A 24,710-nucleotide genomic window follows, 5' to 3' on the forward strand; every position below is an offset into this window, starting at 1 on the left:
AAAAAGATATAGTTATGATGATGTGGTGGTGGATACTAATACCGGTTATTTTGATATTGGCCATATTCCTTTTTAGAGAAGGGAGATTTCGAAGCTCTGGTAGAAAGGGAAATCCTATGGATATACTAGACAATCGTCTTGCAAAGGGCGAAATATCAAAAGAGGATTACGAAGAACAAAAACGAACAATTAACTCTAAAAACTAAGAAGATGAACTATTATTTCAATAAAACTCTGAACGAAGACTTTGACAAAGTAATCGAAAAGGTTACCGAGGAACTGAAAAAAGAAGGTTTCGGAATACTCACAGAAATCAATGTAAATGAAACGCTAAAGAAGAAACTTGATGTTGATTTTAGGAGATATCAAATATTAGGTGCTTGCAACCCACAATTTGCTCATAAGGCCCTGGAAGCAGAAGATAAAATAGGTACGATGCTGCCTTGCAATGTTATTGTTCAACAAAAAAATGAAACTACAGTAGAGGTAGCGGCAATTAATCCGCTAGCATCGATGCAAGCAGTTGAGAACAAAAAATTAAATGATGTTGCCAATGAAATTACAGAGAGGCTCAAAAAAGTAATTAGTCGATTAAAATAGAAATAGTATGGAAAATAGTGCGGACAAAAAACAACGATTACAAAGTCAAAATTATACAGAGAGCCGAAACACATCTTACAGTATTGTTAGACGCTACGGTTCCATAACTTTTGATGAGGCACTAACACAGTTAAGAGATGTTTTAAAGGACAAAGGATTTGACATCATCGGAGAAATGGATGTTAAGGACTACCTGAAGGACTATAACATCGATATGTCTCACCTAATAATTATGATGGTTTGTCATAAAGAAACGGCTGCCAACTTACTGTCCAACGATATCCAAATGACCTCACTCGTGCCTTGTAAAATTAGCATCAAAGCAATCGAAGATGCTTCTTTAATCGAGGTTTCCATCGAAGACGTTGAGACAACTTGGGGCATCTCTGACAAATCCGAAATAGAAGAAATAGCAAAAAGCGTAGGACAAGATTTAAAAGAAATCTTAGACCATTTAGGTCCAAAACATTTTAAACTATAGATTAATAATTTAATTCAAAAACAATGAAAACACTATTAAAAACTTCAATTCTAACCCTTGCACTCATTGCAATTGTAAGCTGCAAGGAAAAACAAACCGTAGAAATTAACACCCCAGAAGAGGTGAAGGCGGCCAAGAAAAAAACCGCAGATATCGCAGACCAAGGTTTTATTGACGGAATGACGGGAAAAGTATGGCACAATTACCTTGAAATTAAGATGGCGCTTGTGAGAGGTGATGCAGCAAAAGCAAAATCCATAAGTAAGGATATGGCCGCGTCTTTTGAAGAAGAAAGGATGGAGATGAAAAATCTCGCTCAAGAGATGGCAGATTCTGATGATATAGAAACGCTACGAAAACTGTTCGCCAAATTTACCGAAAAGGCCGGGCCGATGTTTGAAGACGCATTATCTGAAGGAACCATATACAAAAAATTCTGCCCAATGGCATTTAACAATGAGGGTGCCTATTGGTATGCCGATGTTAAAGAAATAACCAATCCCTATTTCGGAGATAAAATGTTGAAATGTGGGTCGGTAAAGAAAACTATTAATAAATAACCCTTAAATAAACAAAGATGAAAACGATTAAACAAAAATTAATTATACCCATAATCGCTATAGCTTTAGTTAGTGTTACTGCTTGTAAAGACGGAAGTAAAAATGAACCGGCAGCACCAATGAGCAATGAAATGCATAAGGAAAATCCAAATCACGATAATAGTGATGGTCATCACGATGGTCAAAATATGGAGATGGCTATGAACGGAGATGGGAATGGGCAAGCAGTACTAAATGACTATTTCAATTTAAAGAATGCCTTGGTGGGAGATGATAATGGTAAAGCCAAAGAACTTGGGGCAACCCTCGCAACATCCTTAGGAGATTTTGACGCTTCACAATATACCGATACCCAGCAATCAGAATTAAAGGATATTGTTGAAGATGCAGTTGAACACGCAGAACACATTTCAGAAAGTGATATAGCACACCAGCGAGAGCACTTTAAAATATTGAGCAAAGATGTAACCGATATGGTTGCTATTACAGGAACAGAAAACACGCTTTACCAACAGTTTTGTCCAATGTACGATGGCGGTAGTGCTTGGTTAAGTATGAGCAAAGACGTTAAGAATCCTTATTACGGAAGTCAAATGTTGAATTGTGGTAAGGTGCAAAAAGAGATTAACTAAATGAAAATTGTAAAGATTATAGCAATAGTACTACTGGTAGCGTTCGTGGGAATTCAATTTATTCCCACTACACGCAATCAAAGTGATACTGTACCGTCAACTGATTTTATGCTGGTCAATAATGTACCAGAGACTATTCAAAAAAAGTTACAGGTATCCTGCTATGATTGCCACAGTAATAATACTCAATACCCTTGGTATAATAAGATTCAACCTGTTGCTTGGTTTTTGGAAGACCACATTAAAGAAGGCAAGGCCGAACTTAATTTTAACGAATGGGATTCATTATCCAGCCGCAGAAAAGCAAGTAAGTTAAGGTCTATTATCAAGCAGATTGAAAATGGCGAAATGCCTTTGGATTCTTACACTTTTATACATAAAGATGCTAAGTTTTCTGAAGCGGAGACAGAAGAATTAATCAGTTTTATCACACAATTAAAAGATAGTTTATAAACAATAATTTAAAAATAATAAAAATGAAAAATCTAAAAATGAGTATAGCAGCAATGCTATTGTTAGCAGTTTCTTTTACCAATGCACAGGAAAAAGAAAAAATGAACCACGATCACGGTGATATGAAAATGGACCATAGTAAAATGATGGACGACAAAAGCGATATAAAAGCAGAAGCCGTATTAAGTGACTACTTTAATTTAAAAGATGCTTTGGTAGGAGATGATACTAAAAAAGCGGCACAGTCAGGCACTAAATTGGTAGCCTCACTTAAGGCATTTGACACGAAAAGTTATTCCAAAGAAGAACAGGAAGAACTGGCCGATATCATAGAAGATGCCACAGAGCACGCAGAACATATTTCTGAAAGTGCCATAGACCATCAACGGGAACATTTTAAAACCTTGAGTAAAGATATTACAGATATGGTGGCGATAACAGGTACAAAAAACACGCTGTACGAGCAGTATTGCCCAATGTATGATAAAGGGAGTGCTTGGTTAAGCTCAAGTAACGAAGTGAAAAACCCATATTACGGAAGTAAAATGCTGAAGTGCGGGAAAGTTCAAAAGACTATTCAATAGGTAATCCCTTCCCTAAGCATCTTTTTTTGCTCTGGTTTATTAGTTAACAGAAGTAAATAAGATGTCTGGGATATCTTGGGTAGTCATTAAGTCCTGTCGTGGGAAGGAAAAATAGATGATGGTTAGTGTTAGTTCCTTCCCAGGTCAGGCAAAAATTTAAGTCCTAATAAGAGAGAGGGCACATACTTTTGGTTGGTTAGTGAAGCCCTTTCTCTTAATTAGGCACAATAGATTTTAGGAAAAAGGAAGTTGATTTGGTTGATAGCGGCCTGAAAAAAAGGAAGAGATGTCAAATCGTTAGAATTGATTGTAATGCTATACCTGTTTCAGGCAAAATAGAAAAATTTTGAAAAAGAGAAGTTTAGTGAAGAGTACTTGATTTTGAGGGGTAAACATTTTGGTTGGTTTATTGGTTAATAAAGGTTGCCTCTCATTTTCAAGTATTATTTAAAGGATTTTGCATATAAAAAAGGAAGATATAACAATGAAATAATGTTGCAATTCAGGTAATAGCAAAGTGCAAAATAAAAACCCGCTAAAGAAGTGGTTCAATTATATAATGTATGCTATTATAGCCCTCATAGTTTTTTGGGCTTTAGCACTACAACTCATAGGGGACTAATTAAAACCGTAAAATATGAAAACAAAACATTTTTTTTCAATCATTTTGGTCATTGCCTTCTTAGGTAGTTTGACCAAAGCCCTTGCCTTAAATGAAAAACGAAATAGCCTTGATGAAACTGAATTATCGGTCAGCATAACATCGCCCGCACAATCAGATTCTGTAAAAGCAGACTTTGATGCATTCCCCAATTTGCATCCTATGGTCGTACATTTTCCCATAGTTTTATTGTTGTTAGCGGTGGTCTTGCAGTTGATACAGCTGTTTATTTTGAACCGGACAATGGATTGGGTCATTCTTTTAATGGTAGGGTCTGGGTTTATCGGGGCATACGTTGCTGGAACATTTGTACACCCGCACACAGAAGGCCTTACCGAAATGGCAAAAAGCGTACTGGAACAACACGATAAATATGCCAATTGGACACTATGGTCCAGTGCCCTTGCCGCTATTCTGAAAATAGCAAGTCTGTTTTGGGTCAAACTAAAGCGCGGTTTCGAAATAGCAGTTTTTGTAGTAATGGCTTTTTCGGCCTATTCCGTTTCCGAAGCAGGACATTATGGTTCGCAGCTGGTGTATATAGAGGGAGTTGGCCCACAAGGAAATTATATCGGAACCGAAAGCGAAGAAGGCCACGAGGAAAATGGTGGACATTCACATTAAACAAGAACTATAAACAAGAGCAATGAGAAAAGGATTTATCATAACGAACATCATCTTGGTTGTGGCATTAGTTGCCATAATCGTCTTGTATCCATTGCTATGGTGGCTCGCCTTAGTAATACTTCCTTTCCTAATTTTAGGACTTTTGGATTATTATCAAAAATCCAATAATATTAGGCGAACCTATCCCTTGCTTGGTAGAATCACAAATTTTCTTGAGGAGCAGCGCCACGTTATTCAGGAAACATTATTGCTCAACCGTACGGAAGGACAACCCTTTACTTGGATACAAAAGGAAATCGTCTATAAGCGTGCCGCAGATGCCAATAAAAGTCAACCTTTTGGCACACAAATACCGTACGATGAAGTTGGTCGTGAATGGTTTACACATTCCACCTATCCGGCAAAAGAAGTCAACGATGATTTTAGAGTAACATTTGGAAGTTCCAAGTGCGACAAACCCTATTCTGCAAGTATTCTAAATCTTGCGGGAATGAGCTATGGCTCAATAAGCAAAAATGCGACCTTAGCCCTTAATGGCGGTGCTAAAATAGCTGGTTTTGCCCAGAATACGGGTGAAGGTGGCTTTACACCCTATCATCAACAATACGGTGCAGATATTATCTTTCAGTTTGGAACTGGATACTTTGGATGTCGTGATGCAGAAGGAAATTTTGACGCCAAAAAATTCGCCGACATCGCAACCAACGATGTAGTGAAAATGATTGAAATAAAAATTTCACAAGGAGCCAAACCTGGGTTTGGTGCCATACTACCTGCAAAGAAAAACACAAAGGAAATCGCAAAATTCAGGGATGTTGAAAAGGGAACCGAAATTCTTTCGCCACCGCACCATTCAGCATTTGGAAACGATGAAGAAATGATTTCGTTTGTTGAAAAATTGAGAAAACTTTCCAATGGCAAACCAATTGGTATTAAACTATGTATTGGGCAAAAAGATGAATTTGAAAGAATGGTTCAATCTTTCGCTGAAAAGCAAAATTATCCAGACTTCATTGCCATTGACGGTGCCGAAGGAGGTACGGGCGCTGCCCATATGGAATCACTTCATTGGGCAGGGCTGCCGATCGTTGAAGCTATTCATTTCGCAAACCGGATTCTTAAAAATTATGACTTGCGAGATGAGATAAAATTAATGGCAGCTGGTAAAATCATTTCGGCTTTTGATATCTATAGAATGTTGGCACTCGGCGCCGATACCTGTTATAGTGCCAGAGGAATGATGTTTGCCTTGGGGTGTGTGCAGTCCTTAAAATGCAATTTAGATACTTGTCCTACCGGCATAACCACAATGGTACCGTCGAGGGTAGCGTCATTAGTTGTGGAAGACAAGAAGAACAAAGTAGCCAATTACCATAAAAACACAATGCAAGCCTTTAAAGAGTTACTGGGTTCAATGGGACTTGAAAATAGAACGGGCGTACATAGAAAATACATTGTTAGACGTATAAACGAAACCGAAACAAAGACATATCAAGAAATTTTTATAAAACCCTCAAAAGAATGAGTGAAGAAAAGGATATAGAAACCACGGCTGCCTTTTATGGGCAACTTTTCAATAGTTCAAAGTACGTACTATTGGTAGTGCTTATTGCTACAGCTATCGGGCTGTATGTCTTGCCTAATATTAATGCTATCTGTGCTGTGGTTATACTATTGGCCCTTACGCTAATAAAGATAGGATTTATCATAGCCTTATCCTTTAATCAATTAATGAAAATTATCGGACAGAGCCATTTGCTGAGCCACGTTTTAGTGTTATTCGGATTTTTAATTGTCCTGATTGTACTTTCATTCGCTATAGACTATACAGCATTACATTTTTTTGATTCTACTCATTTCAAGATAAATAATAGTTCGGGAAATAACGGGCTGTTGGTATTTTTCGATATGTCCTATTTCAGTCTAATTACATTTTCATCTGTAGGCTACGGCGATATAATCCCGATAACGGTTACAACTAAAACCTTGGTGGCACTTGAGGTGGCCCTCAGATTTTTTGTCCTTGTATTTGGTATCGCAAATGTGAATAGAATTCGAGTAAATAAATAACCCTTAATAACTAAAATTATGAAAACTCTAAAATTAACAACAATCCTAATGCTACTTACGTTTGCCACAGGCCAAATGTTTAGCCAAAATGTAGATTTAGGCACCGAGAAAGAAGCTGTTCTAAAAGTAATGAAAACCTATAAGGATGCGCTGCAAAACCTGACGACTGAAGGCACCTTTGAGTTGTTTACAAAAGACTCAGAAGTTTTTGAATCTGGCGGTGTTGAAGGCTCATACGCACACTATATAGAACATCACTTAGGGCCAGAATTAGGTCATTTCAAGAAGTTTGAATTTTCAGATTATGAAATTGATGCAGAAGTAGATTTGCCCTACGCCTTTACTACCGAAACCTATATCTACACTATCGTTCTCAACCCAGATGATGAAGGCAATAGTAGAACGATAAAGAAAAAAGGGGTGGCAACTTCTGTCCTTAAGAAGATAGATGAGAAATGGAAAATAATTAAAACGCACTCTTCATCAAGAAATACAAAGTAAAATATAATGAAAAAACACATCTATTTTTCTGTAGTATTAATCATTTCTCTAATAGTCTCTTGCAAACAAGAAAGTAAAGAGACCAAAGAAGTTGTGAAGGAAGAAATAGAAACAGTTTCTCAAACCGCTGAACCCGACAAGAAAAAACCATTAAGTCCGCATACCGAAACAATGGCAATGGTTGGCGATGCTCATATCCATATAGATTACTCTTCCCCAGGCGTAAGGAATAGAATAATTTTTGGTGGACTGTTGGCGTATGACCAAGTCTGGCAGGCTGGTGCCCATATGGCCACTTGGTTGGAAACAGATAAGGATTTAGAAATTGATGGCAAGGTATTGAAAGCCGGAAAATATGGATTTTTTGTTATTCCAAATCAGGAAGAATGGACTGTCATTTTCAACAGAAATTGGAACCAACACGGAAAGGATGACTATGATGCGAGCGATGATGTATTACGAATTAAAGCAACGCCTAAAATTTCCGAAGAAATCAAGGAACATTTAGAGTACAAAATAAACAAAACAACAGAGACTTCAGGAACAATCTCAATGAGTTAGGAAAAAGTAACGATTGAGTTTCCTTTCGAAATAAAGTAATATGGTCAACAGAAAAACAGCGAAATGGATTAGAAAAGCACACCGCTACTTGGGTATCTTTTTAGGTATTCAGTTCTTGATGTGGACGATTAGTGGGATGTATTTCAGCTGGACGGACATCGACGAGATACACGGTGACCAATTTAAGAAAGAAGCACCTGTACAGACCTCATTTAATGATTTGCTCGGCACATCCCAACTCGCTACTAAAGAACCCGTCCAATCTTTGGAATTACTGGAAATAGCAAATGAACCTTACTATTGGATAAATGAAGCACAGCTTTATAATGCCAGAACAGGACAAGGGAAAAATGGAATTACTAAAGAAGAGGCTCAACAAGTTGCAAATAGGTATATGTTGAACGATTTTGAAATAGCAAAAATTCAATTAGTCCATTCTGTAGGAGCACATCACGAATATCGCGGTCGCCCACTTCCAGTCTATGAAATTTCTTATGAGACACCACAAAACTTAAAAGCCTATGTGGCGGTTGAGAATGGCGCTTTTCAAACGGTGAGACATAGGGACTGGCGCTGGTTTGATTTTCTTTGGATGACCCATACAATGGATTATCAGGGAAGGGATAATTTCAACACGTTGCTATTAAGGGCATTTTCACTTTTGGGATTGATAACAGTCTTAAGTGGTTTTGTACTATGGTACATCAGTTCCCCATCAATCAGAAAATTAAAGAAGAAGCTTAAATAGATAATAACTTAAAAACCAAAAACAATGGATTCAAAAGAAAACACACAAGACGGAATGAAGAAAAATACTTACGGAAAGTTTATGGCTATGCTTGGGCTTTCATTTATAGCAATGTACATCACAATGTACCTAAATACCTACGAATGGGACCACGTTTGGTTTAGCCTTACAAGATTTTATATGGTTTGCCTCGGTATAGCTGCAATGGCAGTAATTATGTTGTCATTAATGCTAAATATGTATAAGAACAAGAAAAAGAACATAGCTATTTATTTGGGGAGTTTAATACTTTTTGTGAGTGCATTGGGTCTGGTACGCGAACAAAAATCAACTGTAGGTGACGTTCTCTGGATGAAAGCAATGATTCCACACCACTCTATTGCAATCTTAACAAGCAAAAGAGCCGACATAAAAGACCCAGAAGCCAAAAAACTTGCCGAGGAAATAATCGAGGCACAGTTGCGTGAGATTGCACAAATGAAAAAGATTATTTACAGATTGGAAAACAAAAAAGAGGAATAGTACTTGCGCTATTTCTTTTAAAACTAATATTATGAAAAAGAATTTAATATTTATTGGCCTTGCCTTAGTAGTAGGGCTATTGGGAGGATGGCTCATATTTGGAGGGTCAGGAAATGATGAACAGGCGATAAAGGACTTGTCCGATATGTCAGATTCGCACGATCATTCAGGTGAAAGTGCTGAGCAGATGTGGACTTGCTCAATGCACCCACAAATTATGCAACCCGAACCTGGCGATTGCCCAATCTGCGGAATGGACCTCATTCCAGCTGAGGCTGGAGCAGACGGTCTGTCTGCAGATGAGATTAAGATGACCGAAAATGCAATGGCACTGGCTAACATACAAACATCGGTCGTAGGACAAGGTCAGATGGGTAGTGGCACATTAAAACTATCTGGAAAGATAAAGCCCAATGAAGAATCCAACGCTGTGCAGGTCACCTATTTTGGTGGAAGAATTGAAAACCTCTATGTTAATACTACAGGAGAACGTGTAGGTGCCGGACAGCGTTTGGCAACTATTTATTCACCTGAATTAGTTTCTGCCCAACAAGAATTACTCACGGCTGCATCGTTGAAGGAATCACAGCCAGCACTCTATAAAGCTGTGAGGAATAAACTAAAGCTTTGGAAACTTTCTGAAAAGCAAATTAATGCTATAGAGACCGCTGGAAAAGTACAAGAAAATTTCCCTGTTTATGCAACCGTTTCTGGGACAGTAACGCATAAAATGGTAGAAGAAGGTGACTATGTAAAACAAGGACAACCCTTGTATAAAATTGCCAACCTCAATACGGTCTGGGCAGAATTTGATGCCTATGAGAATCAGATTGCTTCCTTGAAAGTTGGTCAAACTATTAAAGTGACTACCAATGCGTATCGCAATGAAGTATTTGATGCAAAAGTTTCATTTATTGACCCTTTATTAAATTCTTCTACACGAACCGTCGTAGTTAGAGCGGTGCTAAATAATAAAAATGATTTGTTCAAACCAGGAATGTTCGTCGAGGGTAAAATTGAAGGTGCTCAAGAAAGCACTTTAAGTAAAATAACAGTTCCTGCTACAGCTGTGATGTGGACTGGTGAACGTTCTGTGGTTTATGTTAAAACTAATCCTAACGAAGCTATTTTTGAAATGAGAGAAGTCTTACTCGGTAATGCCAATGGAGACACCTATACCATAATTGAAGGTCTTCAAAATGGTGATGAAGTGGTAACTAATGGCACGTTTACAGTAGATGCTGCTGCACAATTACAAGGCAAAAAATCTATGATGAACACAGCTGGTGGCAAAACAATGACCGGTCACGAAGGGCATTTAGGTATGCAAGGAAACAATTCTGGAGATAGTAAGGGGAATACTGACCATTCAGAAATGAAAGAAAGGATAGCTGTTTCAAACAAATTTCAAGGCCAGTTAAAACAGGTGTTTGAGGATTATATTCTTTTGAAAGATGCTCTGGTTAATGATGATGCCAAAAATGCACAGCAAGCGGGAAAACAAATAATACGATCCCTGAAAAATGTAGATATGAAGTTGTTATCCGATGAAAAAGCACATAACCATTGGATGACAATTCAAAAGGAATTAAATACTTCGGCAAACGCAATTTCAAGTAATACGGATATTTCAAAACAAAGAGGGCATTTCAAGCATTTGTCTGCGCATATGATAAGTAGTGTACAGCTCTTTGGGGTCAATGAAAATGTTTATATCCAGTTTTGTCCAATGGCAGACAATAATAAGGGAGCATACTGGATAAGTTTAGAGGAAGAAGTCCGTAACCCATATTATGGCGAAGCAATGTTAACCTGTGGTGAGGTTAGAGATACGTTAAAATAATCAGGGTTAGAGTTAATTGGTAAAAGCGGATTCCTCAGCCTTTAATATTTTAAAGAGGAGAAAGATGATGAGTGAAAGTAGAAGAAATAGAAGAAAAAACAAGAAAAATACATATAAACAGAAAAATCCGATTACAAAAAAAGATAAGGTTATCGGAATTTCAGCGATGATAGGATTATTTATTGCTGCTGTAATACTAATCATATATCTAAATTTAGATTTTATTAGGCATTTTTTCAACCTATGAATAATACCATCCACATTAAAAATATGGTCTGTCCGAGATGTATATCCGCAGTTTCCCAAATTTTGGTAGGATTGAACATTGATTACAAAGCTGTCAAGTTAGGAGAAGTAGAATTGGTATCGATGCTTAACGAATTCGAAAAAAAATCTTTGCAAAAAAAGCTACAAAATGCAGGATTTAGTTTGATTGACGACCGTAAAAGTCAGCTTATCGAGCAAATGAAGAATTTGGTAATTGAGAAGATACATTATTCTAATGAAGAGACCGAATTAAAATGGGCCAATATTATAAGTTACGAGCTGAACTTAGATTATAAATATTTAAGTTCCCTATTCTCATCGGTAGAAAGCATCACGTTCGAGCAATACATCATCAACCAAAAAATTGAACGTGTAAAAGAACTTATTGTCTATGATGAATTAACCTTGAGTGAGATAGCTTTTCAATTACATTATAGTAGCGTTGCGTACTTAAGCAATCAATTCAAAAAAGTAACGGGAATGACACCCACGCAGTTCAAGAAATCTGTGACAAAAAACCGAAAATCCTTGGATGAGATTTAATTAAAGAACATTAAAAAACAAAGGTTGTTTAAAAGTTCAAAGTTACTTGTTGCGTTATTATTTAAGTATTTGCTTAAATAATATAATAATGATATATTTGTGGCCACTTTAAATCAAAAAAGATGAGCTTGGAAATAACCTGTACACGGAACGAAGCAGACAAGAAGCAAATATCGAGATGTAAGGAAACCATAGAGAATTCTTCAGGTAGCTTAGAAGCAATAAGCAAAATTTTGTCTCTTGCGGGAAGCGAGGTACGACTGAAAATTCTATTTCTATTGAACATAGAGAATGAACTGTGTCCTTGCGATATTGCTGACATTCTTGAAATGAGTGTTCCTGCCGTATCCCAACATATCCGTAAAATGAAGGATGCGGGAATTATTACATCGAGACGTGAAGGGCAAACATTGTATTATTCGCTGGTAAAGAGTGAGGACAATGTTTTGAATGGAATTTTCAATTCAATTTCAGCAAGAAAGAAAACAGCTTAGAAAGTTTACATTATGGCACCGAATAAAACTTCAAATACCGCGGCCTATACCGGCATTTTTACCGCAGTTGCAGCATCAATATGTTGTATAACCCCTGTCTTGGCATTAATTGCTGGAACAAGCGGAATTGCATCTACATTCTCTTGGGTCGAGCCATTTAGACCCTATCTTATCGGCTTGACCATTATTGTTTTGGTCTTTGCCTGGTACCAGAAACTACGACCGAAAACACAGGAAGAAATAGATTGCGCCTGTGAAGATGATGCGAAACCATCGTTTTGGCAATCCAAACGGTTCTTATTGATAGTAACACTATTCGCCGCATTGATGCTGGCCTTCCCGTACTATTCCAATCTATTTTATGCACAGCCCGCCAAGGATATCGTCTATGTCTCTCAATCCAATATCAAAAAACAGACTTTTGAAGTCGCTGGAATGACCTGTGCAGGTTGTGAGGCACACGTAGAAAGCGAAGTCAATAAATTGGACGGAATTATTTCTGTCAAAGCCAGCTACGAAAATGCCAACACCATAGTGGAATTTGACAAGACCAAAACCGATTTGCCCGCAATCCGAAAAGCCATAGAGAAAACAGGATACAAAGTAGTCGAGAATACCACCAAAGAAAATAAGTAGATGAAAAAATATGATGTTTTCATAATCGGCTCGGGTATGGCCGGTATGACAATCGCTAATAAATGTGCCTCAAAAGGTCTTTCGGTCGGCATAACCGATGAACTACCTTATGGTGGCACCTGTGCCCTACGAGGCTGTGACCCAAAAAAAGTGATTATCGGTGCCACGGAAGTACGCGACTTCGCGCAAAGACTTAAAGGGAAAGGCATTGATACCATTCCGAATATCAACTGGAAGGATATAATGGCGTTCAAACAGACCTTTGTCGATGAAATGCCGAGGAAAATAGAAAAGGGGTATAAGAAGAACGGCATCGACACCTTTCACAGTTCCGCTACGTTTAGAAATGAAAATACCTTAAGTGTAGGTAACGAGACCATTCAAGCTGATAAAGTTGTAATTGCGTCAGGTTCAAAACCAAAAGTTTTAGATTTTGAAGGCGGACAGCTTGCGAAAACGAGTACGGATTTTCTAAACCTTAAGGAATTACCCCAATCCCTGCTTTTCATCGGTGGTGGATATATCGCCTTTGAATTCGCCCATATTGCCGCACGTTCTGGTGCCGAGGTAACAATAGTACATCGAGGCAAACGTCCATTGGAAAACTTTGACAAGGATATTGTAAAACATTTGGTCGATATCACACGTAATTTAGGGATTAAGATTGTTCTGGAAACTGAAGTTTCTAAAATTGAAAGTAAAGATGGCCACTACATAACCACAGGAATTTCAAACGGAAACGAAACTACCTACAAAGCGGCAGCGGTATTTAATTCCGCTGGTCGTCCCCCAGCCATTTTTGATTTAGAATTGGAAAAAGCAGGTATATCCTTCTCAAAAAAGGGCATAGAGGTCAACGAATACCTTCAGAGCACAACTAACGCGAACATATATGCAGCAGGCGATGCAGCGGACTCAAGAGGATTGCCCCTAACACCTGTAGCTGTTTTGGAAGGACACGTCGTAGCTTCAAATATCATTAAAGGAAATAAGAAAAAAGTCAGTTATCCCCCCATGCCTTCCGTAGTTTTCACTTTGCCCACTATGGCAACCGTTGGCCTATTGGAAGATGAGGCTAAAGAAAAAGGATATGATATCAATGTCAATTTTGAAAAAGTGGATAATTGGTTCAATGCGAGACGCCTGAATGTGGATGAATATGCTTATAAAACAATCATCGATAAAAATAATAATACCATTTTGGGCGCGCATCTGATCGGGCCTCATTGTGAAGAAACAATAAATCTTTTTGCAATGGCGATAAAGACCAAGATGACCATAAGCGATTTGCGAACAATGATATTTTCATATCCTACAATGGCATCTGACCTAACCTATATACTCTAACTATTATTTATGGAAACTACAATATTAAAATCTACGATCACCTGCCCTGAATGCGGCCACAAAACAGAAGAAGAAATGCCGACGAACGCTTGTCAATTCTTTTACGAATGCGAGAATTGCAAAGAAGTATTAAGACCAAACGAGGGAGATTGTTGCGTATTCTGTTCTTACGGTACTGTGGCCTGCCCACCAATTCAAGAAAATAAAAGATGTAATAATTCAAGTTGTTGCTAAACATTATAATGGACAAATTATGAATATGGAACAGCACAAATTACCCACTGATTTAATCTTGGATATAAAAACAAGATTAAAAACTTTGAGTGGTCAATTAAGCGGCATTGTTAAAATGCTTGATGAAGGAAAGGACCCCGAACAAATAAACATACAGTTCAAATCCATTGATAAGGGGATTCAAAAAGCACATTACTTACTGCTGGATGAAGTTTATCGAAAAGCACTTGCTATTGGAATTGTAAAGGCCGTGGACTCTTGCCCAGGAAATTGTGGTAATGAAGATAAAATTGAATATTTAAAAAGTGAATTTCCCAATTTGGAATTATCCGATTTGACCAATCGCTTAAAAGAAATCCAAACCATTGAAACCAGATTAAAAGACTACAACGAAAAAAAAGGTTAAAAAAAGTTTGGTGATCCCCTACCTCACGTTCTCATCTTTGTTCCATTATTAATTTGAACTTAAAATAAGATGAATTGTGCAACAATCACGAATTCATTGAAAAAAAAGAACATTATGAGTAAACGACAAATCGAGATTTTTACAGCAGGTTGCCCTGTATGCGAGCCTGTGTTACAATTAGTAAATGAGACAGCAGGAAAGGACTGCGAAATCACACTTCATAATCTGTCCGAGCAATGCGAAAGTAAAATCTGTGTTTCAAAAATGAAGGAATATGGGGTTACAAGAGTTCCCGCCATTGCTGTTGACGGAAAACTACTGAATTGCTGCACCAACATCGAAATCACAAAAGAGGATTTGGTAAACGCGGGAATAGGAAGTTGTTAGGTATGGCAATTACTAAATGGAACAAAAAAGCATCTATGGGGACTGCTGTATTTTCAGCAGTTTCCCTTAAACTATGCTGCTGGGGTCCTTTGCTACTTACAAGTGTAGCTGGTATTAGTGGAAGTTCTGTCTATATTTCTTGGCTTATCGCCTTGAAACCTTATCTGTTGGTTATACCATTTTTGTCATTGGGACTGGCCTTTTATCAGGTTTATAAAAAAAAGAAGGTGGACGATTGTGGCAGCTGTGATACTGCTAAACCATCATTTTTTAAATCAAAAATCTATTTGTGGTTAGTTACAGTGTTTGTTGTTGTAATGACATTGGTTTCTTATTATCCGCAAATATTTCACCCAATGGCCACAAAAGGAATTGTTGCAACAAACAATACACATATTCAAACTGTAAAGTTGAATATTGAAGGGATGGTATGCTCTGGTTGTGAAAAAAATATCAACCATTCTGTAAATAAAATTGACGGGGTTACAAATGTATCTACGTCTTATGAAGAAGGGACTTCAAATATAGAATTTGATACAACTAAAACGAATTTCGATGAGATAAAAAAGGTTATTCAATCAAAAGGGTATTTGATTACAAATACTAAAGACCAATAGACACGTTCCCATTGTGATGACAAAGACATAAATCGAGAACAACTTATTCCAATTTGTTGGTAATAATTCGTGAAGAGCAAATTCTACAAATCATTCAGCATATTACGTAACACATTAAATTCTTTTAATCCTGATATTTGCATTATAAAAAATTAATATCAAAGTGTAGCCATCAACATATTGGATACTATCGTCAAAACTTCCTAATAAGGGTATTTTATAAGCTCCTATGATTAAAGAAATTTTTATACGCAATATGGTCTGTGACAGGTGCATCAAAGTGCTTAGAACAGAATTTAAAAACGAGGATATTGACTTAATCGAAATCGAATTGGGTCGTATTAAAGTGGGAATTAAAAATGAATCTCAATTTGAACGTATAATAGCTATCTTGGAAGATGATGGCTTTTCAATAATTAAATCCCCCAAGAAAAAATTAGTAGAAAAGGTAAAGATTGAACTGATTCACATATTGGAACAAGTGCCATTCGGACTTGAAGAAAATCTATCAAGTTTCCTCTCAAAAAAATTAAAAAAAGAATATTCGAAAATCAGTAAAACATTCTCTTTCATTGAAGAGGTAACTATCGAAAAATATTTTATCAAGCTAAAAATAGAGAAAGTCAAAGAACTCATTCAGTCTCAAGAATATAATTTCACGCAAATAAGCCAAATGCTCGATTATAAACACTTAAACCATTTAAGCAAACAGTTTAAAAATGAAACAGGTATGAGCTTAACGGACTATAAGTTAAATCGAAAGGGAGGTAGAAAATCACTGGACAAAATTATATAGATAATAACCAATATTATAACATACAAATTATCTGTCAAAATCTAAATTTGAGGAATTAATAACTAAAAAATTATAAAATATGAAACATTCAAGGTTAATTGATGCACTAAATAATTGTGCTGCCCACTGTAATTATTGCGCAGATGCCTGTCTTGACGAAGGCGACATTAAAATGATGGTTGATTGTATTAGGACCGATAGGACCTGTGCTGAAATCTGTAGCGCCACGGCAAATTTACTTGCTTCAAATTATTCCGATGTAAGGGGTATGGTAGAGCAATGCCGTGATATCTGTAAAAAATGTGCAGATGTATGTGAAAAACACGACCATAAACATTGTCAAGAATGTGCAGATGCCTGCAGAAAATGTGCTGAAGCTTGTGAGGATTTCTTAAGCTAAAAAGTAGAAAGCTTATTTGCTAAGCAAGACGCTATCAAGGACTACAAGATGATTGTAGTCCTTGATTCGTTATAGGTGATATGGGAGAATTCTACAAATCATTCAGCATATTACGTAACATATTAAAGCCTATTAATTCCGAAATTTGTATTGTATAAATTAGAATAGGTTTATGGAAACAATCAACATATTTGAAACCGAAAAAAAGAATCATAAAAAGGGAATAAAAAAATCCTTTCCAGTAACAGGTATGACCTGTGCGGCCTGTGCATCCAGTGTTGAATCTATACTCTCACATACCGAAGGTGTGAACAAGGCCGAGGTTAACTTTGCCAGCAGTTCGGTATTGGTGGATTACGACGAAGCCACTACCGAAGAACAATTGCAAAACGCTTTAAGACAGGTCGGTTACGATATTATAATTGATGCCGCAGACCCTTCGGAAGTACAGCAAGAACTTCAGCAAAAGCATTATCAGGACATAAAAAACCGAACCATCTGGTCGGCGATACTTACGCTACCCATTTTTGTGTTGGGAATGTTCTATATGCAATGGGAACCAGGCAAATGGATTTCATTGGTATTGGCCTTTCCAATTCTTTTTTGGTTTGGGCGCAGTTTTTTCATCAATGCCTTCAAGCAGGCCAAACACGGTAAAGCAAATATGGATACCTTGGTGGCGTTGAGTACCGGAATCGCCTTCCTCTTTAGTGTATTCAATACCTTTTTTCCTGAATTTTGGTTAAGTCGTGGCATCGAGCCTCACGTATATTACGAAGCGGCTACCGTGATTATCACCTTTATTTCCTTGGGGAAACTATTGGAAGAAAAGGCAAAATCAAATACATCTTCAGCCATTAAAAAACTAATGGGGCTTCAGCCTAAAACCCTTAAAATTATTGAGAATGGGGAAGAGAGGGAAATCCCTATTTCATCCGTACAGGTGGGTCAGACCATTTTGGTGCGTCCCGGAGAAAAGATTCCGGTGGATGGCGAAGTTTCCAAGGGAAGCTCGTATGTAGATGAAAGTATGATTACGGGAGAACCTGTTCCAGTTCAGAAATCCCAAGGGGAAAAGGTATTCGCCGGTACGGTTAATCAGAAAGGAAGCTTTCAATTTACCGCTGAAAAAGTTGGTGGAGAAACCTTGCTTTCCCAAATTATTAAAATGGTTCAGCAAGCGCAAGGGAGTAAGGCACCGGTTCAAAAACTGGTCGATAAGATTGCCGGTATCTTCGTTCCCGTGGTATTGGGTATTTCCTTTGTAACCTTCATCGTCTGGATGTCTATAGGTGGCGACAATGGCTTTTCACAAGCCTTGTTGACCTCTGTAGCCGTGTTGATTATTGCTTGTCCCTGTGCCTTGGGCTTGGCAACGCCTACCGCCATAATGGTAGGTATCGGCAAGGGAGCAGAAAACAATATTTTGATAAAAGATGCCGAAAGTTTAGAACTTGGCCATAAAGTGAATGCAGTAATCCTTGATAAAACGGGGACGATTACAGAAGGAAAACCATTGGTAACCAACATACTTTGGAAGGACAAGCTTGAAAATCAGAACGATTACAAGAAAATTCTCTTGTCTATCGAAGCACAATCAGAACATCCCTTGGCAGAAGCCGTCGTCAATCATTTAAAAGAGGAAAATATTGTACAAGCAGAAATTATTTCCTTCGAAAGTATCACAGGAAAAGGCGTAAAGGCCCAATCAGAGAAAGGTTCAAAATATTATGTGGGCAACCATAAACTTATGGTTGAAAAGAATATTCAAATCGACGCTTCTTTGATACAAACAGCAGAAAGTCTGGAAGAGAAAGCAAAAACAGTCATATTTTTTAGTAACGAACATCAAGTTCTTGCGATACTTGCCATTGCGGACAAGATTAAAGAAACTTCAAAAAAAGCCATAGCTACGCTTCAAGAAAGAGGCATCGAGGTCTATATGCTCACGGGAGATAACAATAAAACGGCTTCTGCCGTGGCAAATCAAGTAGGGATTTCAAATTACCAGGGCGAAGTAATGCCTTCGGACAAAGCGGCTTTTGTCGAAAAATTACAGGCGGACGGAAAAATAGTCGCAATGGTTGGCGATGGTATCAACGATTCGCACGCTTTGGCGCAAGCCAATGTAAGTATTGCAATGGGTAAAGGTTCGGACATAGCAATGGATGTCGCAAAAATGACCTTGATAACGTCAGATTTGCAATCCATCCCAAAAGCATTGGAACTGTCAAAAAGAACCGTGTTGGGCATACGTCAAAACTTATTTTGGGCATTCATTTATAACATCATCGGTATTCCAATTGCAGCGGGAATTCTGTATCCCGTAAACGGTTTTTTATTGGACCCGATGATTGCAGGCGCAGCAATGGCATTCAGTAGTGTATCTGTTGTTGCAAATAGCTTAAGACTTAAACGAGTAAAACTTTAATAATAAATAAATTCAATACTATGAAAACTTTAAAATTTAAAACAAATATCAATTGTGGTGGGTGTGTATCGAAAGTAACCCCTTTTTTAAACAAACAAGAAGGTGTAGAAAGTTGGGAAGTAGATACTGCCAATCCTAATAAAATCTTAACCATTGAAAGCGATGGTGCAACTAAAGAAGACGTAACATCTACTTTGCAAAAAGTAGGATTTAAAGCGGAACCTGTAGATTAATAAGTTTTTTTAATATGGCTTATATCTTAATTTCGGTTGTGATTGTTCTTTTTGCTGTTCATTTTTACAGAAAAGCAAAACGTCATAGTGTAAAGCCATTTCCAGAACATTGGCATAAATTATTGACGGATAATGTGCTGTTTTATAGAAATCTATCAAAAGACGCACAGCTAATTTTTCAGCAAAAAATGATGCTATTTTTAAGTGAGGTCTATATCGATGCTGTGCAGTTTGAACTGGAAGAGTTGGATAAGGTTTTAATTGCAGCAAGTGCCGTCATTCCAGTTTTTGGCTTCAAGGAATGGCACTACACCAATTTAAGTGGTATCCTTTTATATCCAGATAATTTTAATGAGGATATGCAATTCAGCAGTAAGGATAACTCACGGAATATTGGTGGAATAGTTGGTAATGGAAGGTTCGAGAAACAGATGATACTTTCCAAAAAAGCATTGTATCACGGCTTTAAAAATACAACCGATAAAAGTAATACTGGTATACACGAATTCGTACATCTTATAGATAAGTTGGACGACAGAACAGACGGTGTGCCAGAACAGCTAAGGGAACATCAATATGCAATACCTTGATTAAATTTAATCCATGAAGAGATGAAAGCGATAAATGATAACCATTCTGCTATTAGAAAATATGGAGGAACCAATCAAGCTGAATTCCTGGCCGTTGCTTCAGAGTATTTTTTTGAACGTCCAGACTTCCTAAAAAAGAAACATCCCGAATTATTCAAAATGTGATTAAATGTTTTAATCAAAAAATGACTGATGTTGCCTAAAGATGTGAGGTCTTAAAATGGATTGATAAGAACAGAATGAAGAGGAGCACATTCATTAATTCTATCGTTTTTTGGTACTAGAAGCTTTTCCCAAAATGTTGAGCTCTGAAATTGTCACTGATGAAGTTGGATAAACTTTAAGAGTAAAAGCATATTTAATTCTACAGAAGACCGAGCTGTAAAACGGATTGCTTTTTTCACTAAATTCGCTGCGCTATTCAAAATGGGAAAAAAGATTCAAATAGTGATAATTGTACTTACCCTTGGCATTTTTTTAGTGCCAACGAGCGTATGGGCACATATTGATCTTTCCCACCCATCTGAAAAAATCAGTTGTGCAGATAGTGCAGAACACTCAAAGAGCGATTGTTGCAAGGGTCATAAAAGCCAAGACAAGAAAGAAAAGGATTGCGATGGAACCTGTGGAAGTATTTCCTGCCATTGCCCATCAACCACAATTTTACCAATAAATTATTCTTCAACTTCAGAAGCATCAAATCCTGTTGCTATGGCTGCTTTCAAAAATCTTTGGAACTATGCAAAACAACAGCCAAAACCAGTCTATTTCCAGATTTGGTCCCCGCCAAAATTAAGTTAGTTCATCTACCTTGACAGCCAAAGCTATGTCAGATTGAAAACGAACTTCTTGTTTTCAAAATTAAAACGTATCAAATAATTCAAATCTTTTATAATGAAATCAATATTTAACATATTGATAGTGCTATCGGTGGTGCTATCAACAACTACGGGCTTCGCCCAAATTAAAAACCCAACAAGGGAAACTGTAAAAATTCTCGGTAACTGCGATACGTGTAAATCAGCTATCGAAAATGCGGGAAAGCTTAAAAATGTGGCCAGCGTTACTTGGAACAAGGACAGCAAAATGGCAGAAATAAGCTTCGATTCCGAAAAAACAAATCGGGACGAAATATTAAAACGCATCGCGTTGGCAGGTTATGACAACGACGAATATCTGGCACCGGATGCTGCTTATGCACAACTTGCCGAATATTGCAAGTACGAAAGACAGCAAAAGCAGCCCATAAGGGCTATGGACCATACCAAAATGGAGAAGAAAAAAAATAAACCAATGGAAGAAATGACAATGCCTGAAATGACGGAAACAAATCCAATGGAAGCCGTGTTCAATAATTATTTTGCTATAAAAGATGCCCTGGTAAAAACCAATGCGACGATAGCGAATGGAAAATCTGCGGAATGGTTGACTATATTAAAAAACTTGAAAACAGAAGCGTTGACGGCGGAAGGGCAAACCGCTGTAACCAAGGTAATGCCATCTTTAATGGAAGCCGCAAAAAGCATTACAGCAACCAAGGATATTGGCAAGCAACGGGAAACATTCAAGGTTCTGTCAAAATATATGCACGATATAATTTCTGTTTACGATACCAATGAGACCCTTTATTACCAATACTGCCCAATGCAGGATGCCAATTGGTTGAGCAAGGACAAGACCGTTAAAAATCCCTATTATGGTTCTCAAATGTTAAGCTGTGGCTCTACCGTGGAAACTATTGACACTAAAAATTGAATTCAATAAAATTTGATTTTTGATACCAAAATGAAAAAAATTATAATAATAATCCTGTTTCTCGAAACGCTTTCCATAAAGGCACAAAATATAGTGCGCTACGACCTATATGTTCGTGATACCATCGTAAATTTTACGGGTAAGGAAAAACGTGCCATCGCAGTGAACGGACAAATACCAATGCCAACGCTAACGTTCACAGAAGGCGACATTGCCGAAATTTATGTGCACAATGAGTTGGATGAAGAAACAGCCCTGCATTGGCACGGTCTGTTTTTGCCCAATAAGGAAGATGGCGTACCTTACCTTACCCAAATGCCCATTCCGCCGCATACCGTCCATAAATATACCTTCCCAATCATACAGCACGGGACCCATTGGTACCACAGCCATTTTGGGCTTCAGGAACAGATTGGTATGTATGGTTCTATGATTTTGAACAAGAGACCGGACGATAAGACCTTCAGAAAAGGCATTGACGACCTGCCCACCATTCCCATAGTATTGAGCGAATGGACGGACTTGAAACCAGAAAATGTGCATCGTATGCTCCACAACGCATCCGACTGGTTTGCCATACAAAAAGGGACTACACAGAGTTATGCCGAGGCTATTAAAAAGGGGCACTTTAAAACAAAACTTCATAATGAATGGAAACGGATGCTTGCAATGGACGTGAGCGATGTGTATTATGACAAATTCCTCATCAATGGCAAAAGTGAAAATGAAGATACATCCCTCAAGGGCTTAAAAGCTGGCGATAAAGTACGGCTGCGCGTTTCAAATGGCGGTGCTTCCAGTTATTTTTGGCTTACCTACGCCGGTGGTAAAATAACCGTGGTGGCCAACGACGGTAATGATGTGGAACCTGTGGATGTTGATAGAATGTTTATTGCTGTATCAGAAACCTATGATGTGGTTGTTACCATTCCTGCGGACAATACTGCCTTTGAATTTTTAGTAACACCGGAAGACCGTACAAAATCGGCTTCCATATATCTTGGAGAGGGCATTAAAAAACTTACGGAACGGCTTCCAAAACTGAAATATTTTGAAGGTATGGAAATGATGAACGAAATGATGAAGATGAACGGCGATCTGGACCAAATGGGAATGAGTATGAGTATGCAGCAAATGGATATGAACGTGGTGATGTATCCTGAAATAACCGGTCCTGAGGATAACGGAAAAGACAAGAAAATGGAAATGGATGGCGAAGATCCTAATGGCCACAAAATCGATGGAAAACAGGATATGGATGGAATGAAGATGAGCGAAGCTATGTACAAGAGCAACGAACTTGCAAACATTACGACCCTCAACTACGCTATGTTGAAATCGCCTACGGTAACAAAACTTCCACAGGATGCACCCATAAAGGAACTGCACTTTACGTTAACCGGCAATATGAACCGTTATGTTTGGAGCTTGGACAATAAGGTTATTTCAGAAAGCGATAAAATATTAATAAAAAAAGGGGAGAAAGTAAGGATTACCCTGTATAACAATTCAATGATGCGACACCCGATGCACCTGCACGGCCACGACTTTAGGTTGCTCAACAGCCAAGGCGAGTATGCACCGCTAAAAAATGTAGTGGATATTATGCCTATGGAAACCGATGTTATCGAGTTTGAGGCCAATGTAGAAGGCGACTGGTTTTTTCACTGCCACATATTGTACCATATGATGAGCGGTATGGGCAGGGTTTTCAGTTATGAAAACCAAGAGCCAAATCCTTTGATACCAAACCCTGAATTGGCGTTAAGAAAATTAAAAGGTGACGACCGGGATTTCCACCTGATGGTAGAAAACGATTTTGCGACCAACGGAAATGATGGATTGCTGATGGCTCAAAGTACACGATGGAGTTTTGGCACCGAATGGCGTTTGGGCTACAATGATATGCACGGTTATGAAACAGAAACACACATAGGAAGGTATATTGGAAAAATGCAGTGGCTGATACCGTTTGTTGGGTTTGATTGGCGCTATAGAAAATTGGGACATAATGAGGTTGAGGAAAATTTGTTTAGCCAAAAAAACACCAAAGATAAACGCTCTTTAGTGAGCATAGGAGTCAATTACACCCTACCGATGTTGGTAATGGCACAAGCAGAAATATTTACGGACGGTAATATCAGGTTACAATTTGAGCGCAATGATATACCCGTAACCCAAAGGTTGCGTATGAACCTGATGTGGAATACAGATAAGGAATATATGGCAGGTTTGCGTTATATCACAACACGTAATTTGGGGATTACCACTCATTTCGACAGTGATATGGGTTTTGGAGTCGGTCTTAATTTAAATTATTAATGGAAAATTATGTCCATTCCATCATTGGTAAATTCAAAAATAGAATTTCTACGTCATCAAAAAGGAAATTAGGTTTTTCATACGGCGTTAGATTTCCAACTTGTAAAAATTAATGAATTAACAATCGAAAAAGATGGCAGATGTTGTTTTTTAGAAGTTCACCACACTATTCAGTACATCATCTGCTTCTTTATGGATAAAATTGCCCCATAATTCAAGGTGGTTTTTAAATCACTATGTCTATATAATTTGTAGCATTAAAGGATTAATGGAATCGCTGGCAATCTTGTATGTCTGGCGGTGTGATTAGAAAGACTTTTATTTTTTCTTTTTAGCTATTTTTTTTAATGTTTTTTAGAAGGTTCGTAGTAATCTGATCATAAATAAAATTGTTCAGTTTCTCTGTTTA

30 protein-coding genes and 1 pseudogene are annotated in these 24,710 nt (G+C 37.7%); all 31 read left to right on the forward strand.

Features of this window, described 5'->3' with window-relative positions; translation table 11 throughout:
• The first annotated feature begins 116 nt into the window (after positions 1 to 116).
• The 31 genes and pseudogenes from T8I65_RS09570 (at position 117) to T8I65_RS09720 (ending at position 24,301) form a co-directional block, all read left to right on the forward strand.
• Positions 117 to 206, forward strand: a complete 90-nt coding sequence (locus tag T8I65_RS09570) for an SHOCT domain-containing protein (protein WP_322302793.1) — start codon at positions 117 to 119, stop codon at positions 204 to 206.
• 4 nt (positions 207 to 210) lie between these two features.
• On the forward strand, positions 211 to 600 hold the full coding sequence (locus T8I65_RS09575; RefSeq protein ID WP_322300415.1) for a DUF302 domain-containing protein: 390 nt from the start codon (positions 211 to 213) through the stop codon (positions 598 to 600).
• A 7-nt stretch (positions 601 to 607) separates the two neighbouring features.
• The gene (locus T8I65_RS09580) at positions 608 to 1,081 is read left to right on the forward strand and encodes a DUF302 domain-containing protein (protein WP_241551996.1); all 474 of its coding nucleotides are present in this window, start codon (positions 608 to 610) and stop codon (positions 1,079 to 1,081) included.
• A gap of 23 nt (positions 1,082 to 1,104) precedes the next feature.
• Positions 1,105 to 1,641 (forward strand): DUF3347 domain-containing protein, encoded by a 537-nt coding sequence (locus tag T8I65_RS09585; protein ID WP_241551995.1) that lies wholly within the window; start codon positions 1,105 to 1,107, stop codon positions 1,639 to 1,641.
• Between the two features lie 17 nt (positions 1,642 to 1,658).
• On the forward strand, positions 1,659 to 2,273 hold the full coding sequence (locus tag T8I65_RS09590; protein ID WP_241551994.1) for a DUF3347 domain-containing protein: 615 nt from the start codon (positions 1,659 to 1,661) through the stop codon (positions 2,271 to 2,273).
• On the forward strand, positions 2,274 to 2,726 hold the full coding sequence (locus T8I65_RS09595; protein ID WP_241551993.1) for a heme-binding domain-containing protein: 453 nt from the start codon (positions 2,274 to 2,276) through the stop codon (positions 2,724 to 2,726).
• Positions 2,727 to 2,749: 23 nt separating this feature from the next.
• Complete coding sequence (locus T8I65_RS09600; protein WP_241551992.1) at positions 2,750 to 3,310, forward strand: DUF3347 domain-containing protein; 561 nt, start codon at positions 2,750 to 2,752, stop codon at positions 3,308 to 3,310.
• 637 nt (positions 3,311 to 3,947) lie between these two features.
• A complete protein-coding gene (locus T8I65_RS09605) occupies positions 3,948 to 4,595 on the forward strand; it encodes a DUF2231 domain-containing protein (RefSeq protein ID WP_241551991.1) in 648 nt (215 codons plus the stop codon).
• Positions 4,596 to 4,617: 22 nt separating this feature from the next.
• Positions 4,618 to 6,123 carry an FMN-binding glutamate synthase family protein gene (locus tag T8I65_RS09610; protein WP_241551990.1) on the forward strand — a complete coding sequence of 502 codons (1,506 nt, stop codon included), beginning with the start codon at positions 4,618 to 4,620 and terminating at the stop codon, positions 6,121 to 6,123.
• Positions 6,120 to 6,668 carry an ion channel gene (locus T8I65_RS09615; RefSeq protein ID WP_241551989.1) on the forward strand — a complete coding sequence of 183 codons (549 nt, stop codon included), beginning with the start codon at positions 6,120 to 6,122 and terminating at the stop codon, positions 6,666 to 6,668. The genes T8I65_RS09610 and T8I65_RS09615 overlap by 4 nt, the downstream gene beginning before the upstream one ends.
• Before the next feature lie 18 nt (positions 6,669 to 6,686).
• On the forward strand, positions 6,687 to 7,169 hold the full coding sequence (locus T8I65_RS09620) for a nuclear transport factor 2 family protein (RefSeq protein WP_322300416.1): 483 nt from the start codon (positions 6,687 to 6,689) through the stop codon (positions 7,167 to 7,169).
• A gap of 6 nt (positions 7,170 to 7,175) precedes the next feature.
• Complete coding sequence (locus T8I65_RS09625) at positions 7,176 to 7,730, forward strand: DUF2911 domain-containing protein (protein ID WP_241551987.1); 555 nt, start codon at positions 7,176 to 7,178, stop codon at positions 7,728 to 7,730.
• Positions 7,731 to 7,770: 40 nt separating this feature from the next.
• The gene (locus T8I65_RS09630; protein WP_322300417.1) at positions 7,771 to 8,478 is read left to right on the forward strand and encodes a PepSY domain-containing protein; all 708 of its coding nucleotides are present in this window, start codon (positions 7,771 to 7,773) and stop codon (positions 8,476 to 8,478) included.
• Positions 8,479 to 8,502: 24 nt separating this feature from the next.
• Complete coding sequence (locus T8I65_RS09635; protein WP_241551985.1) at positions 8,503 to 9,000, forward strand: DUF305 domain-containing protein; 498 nt, start codon at positions 8,503 to 8,505, stop codon at positions 8,998 to 9,000.
• Between the two features lie 31 nt (positions 9,001 to 9,031).
• Entirely contained in the window at positions 9,032 to 10,843 is a 1,812-nt protein-coding gene (locus tag T8I65_RS09640) for an efflux RND transporter periplasmic adaptor subunit (protein WP_241551984.1), read from the forward strand.
• Positions 10,844 to 11,086: 243 nt separating this feature from the next.
• A complete protein-coding gene (locus T8I65_RS09645; RefSeq protein ID WP_241551983.1) occupies positions 11,087 to 11,653 on the forward strand; it encodes a helix-turn-helix domain-containing protein in 567 nt (188 codons plus the stop codon).
• A gap of 122 nt (positions 11,654 to 11,775) precedes the next feature.
• The gene (locus T8I65_RS09650; protein ID WP_008610939.1) at positions 11,776 to 12,147 is read left to right on the forward strand and encodes an ArsR/SmtB family transcription factor; all 372 of its coding nucleotides are present in this window, start codon (positions 11,776 to 11,778) and stop codon (positions 12,145 to 12,147) included.
• A gap of 12 nt (positions 12,148 to 12,159) precedes the next feature.
• Positions 12,160 to 12,783, forward strand: a complete 624-nt coding sequence (gene merTP, locus T8I65_RS09655) for a mercuric transport protein MerTP (RefSeq protein ID WP_241551982.1) — start codon at positions 12,160 to 12,162, stop codon at positions 12,781 to 12,783.
• Positions 12,784 to 14,130, forward strand: a complete 1,347-nt coding sequence (locus T8I65_RS09660) for an NAD(P)/FAD-dependent oxidoreductase (protein ID WP_322300418.1) — start codon at positions 12,784 to 12,786, stop codon at positions 14,128 to 14,130.
• Between the two features lie 9 nt (positions 14,131 to 14,139).
• Positions 14,140 to 14,364, forward strand: coding sequence for a GDCCVxC domain-containing (seleno)protein (locus T8I65_RS09665; RefSeq protein ID WP_147864582.1), 225 nt, complete (start codon positions 14,140 to 14,142; stop codon positions 14,362 to 14,364).
• Positions 14,365 to 14,389: 25 nt separating this feature from the next.
• A complete protein-coding gene (locus T8I65_RS09670) occupies positions 14,390 to 14,770 on the forward strand; it encodes a metal-sensitive transcriptional regulator (protein WP_256946172.1) in 381 nt (126 codons plus the stop codon).
• 114 nt (positions 14,771 to 14,884) lie between these two features.
• Positions 14,885 to 15,157, forward strand: a complete 273-nt coding sequence (locus tag T8I65_RS09675) for a thioredoxin family protein (protein ID WP_241551979.1) — start codon at positions 14,885 to 14,887, stop codon at positions 15,155 to 15,157.
• Positions 15,158 to 15,159: 2 nt separating this feature from the next.
• Positions 15,160 to 15,774 carry a mercuric transporter MerT family protein gene (locus tag T8I65_RS09680; RefSeq protein ID WP_241551978.1) on the forward strand — a complete coding sequence of 205 codons (615 nt, stop codon included), beginning with the start codon at positions 15,160 to 15,162 and terminating at the stop codon, positions 15,772 to 15,774.
• 229 nt (positions 15,775 to 16,003) lie between these two features.
• The gene (locus tag T8I65_RS09685) at positions 16,004 to 16,570 is read left to right on the forward strand and encodes a helix-turn-helix domain-containing protein (protein WP_241551977.1); all 567 of its coding nucleotides are present in this window, start codon (positions 16,004 to 16,006) and stop codon (positions 16,568 to 16,570) included.
• A gap of 79 nt (positions 16,571 to 16,649) precedes the next feature.
• Positions 16,650 to 16,970, forward strand: coding sequence for a four-helix bundle copper-binding protein (locus T8I65_RS09690; RefSeq protein ID WP_241551976.1), 321 nt, complete (start codon positions 16,650 to 16,652; stop codon positions 16,968 to 16,970).
• A 172-nt stretch (positions 16,971 to 17,142) separates the two neighbouring features.
• Positions 17,143 to 19,401 carry a heavy metal translocating P-type ATPase gene (locus tag T8I65_RS09695; protein WP_322300419.1) on the forward strand — a complete coding sequence of 753 codons (2,259 nt, stop codon included), beginning with the start codon at positions 17,143 to 17,145 and terminating at the stop codon, positions 19,399 to 19,401.
• Positions 19,402 to 19,421: 20 nt separating this feature from the next.
• The gene (locus T8I65_RS09700) at positions 19,422 to 19,634 is read left to right on the forward strand and encodes a heavy-metal-associated domain-containing protein (RefSeq protein ID WP_147864577.1); all 213 of its coding nucleotides are present in this window, start codon (positions 19,422 to 19,424) and stop codon (positions 19,632 to 19,634) included.
• A 14-nt stretch (positions 19,635 to 19,648) separates the two neighbouring features.
• Positions 19,649 to 20,427 (forward strand): annotated as a pseudogene (locus tag T8I65_RS09705) (zinc-dependent peptidase).
• 223 nt (positions 20,428 to 20,650) lie between these two features.
• Positions 20,651 to 21,025, forward strand: coding sequence for a hypothetical protein (locus tag T8I65_RS09710; protein ID WP_086047670.1), 375 nt, complete (start codon positions 20,651 to 20,653; stop codon positions 21,023 to 21,025).
• Between the two features lie 93 nt (positions 21,026 to 21,118).
• Positions 21,119 to 21,979, forward strand: a complete 861-nt coding sequence (locus tag T8I65_RS09715) for a DUF3347 domain-containing protein (RefSeq protein WP_322300420.1) — start codon at positions 21,119 to 21,121, stop codon at positions 21,977 to 21,979.
• 30 nt (positions 21,980 to 22,009) lie between these two features.
• Positions 22,010 to 24,301, forward strand: a complete 2,292-nt coding sequence (locus tag T8I65_RS09720; RefSeq protein WP_241551973.1) for a multicopper oxidase family protein — start codon at positions 22,010 to 22,012, stop codon at positions 24,299 to 24,301.
• Positions 24,302 to 24,710: the final 409 nt, after the last annotated feature.

This window comes from Christiangramia sp. OXR-203, from assembly GCF_034372165.1.
GTDB lineage: Bacteria > Bacteroidota > Bacteroidia > Flavobacteriales > Flavobacteriaceae > Christiangramia.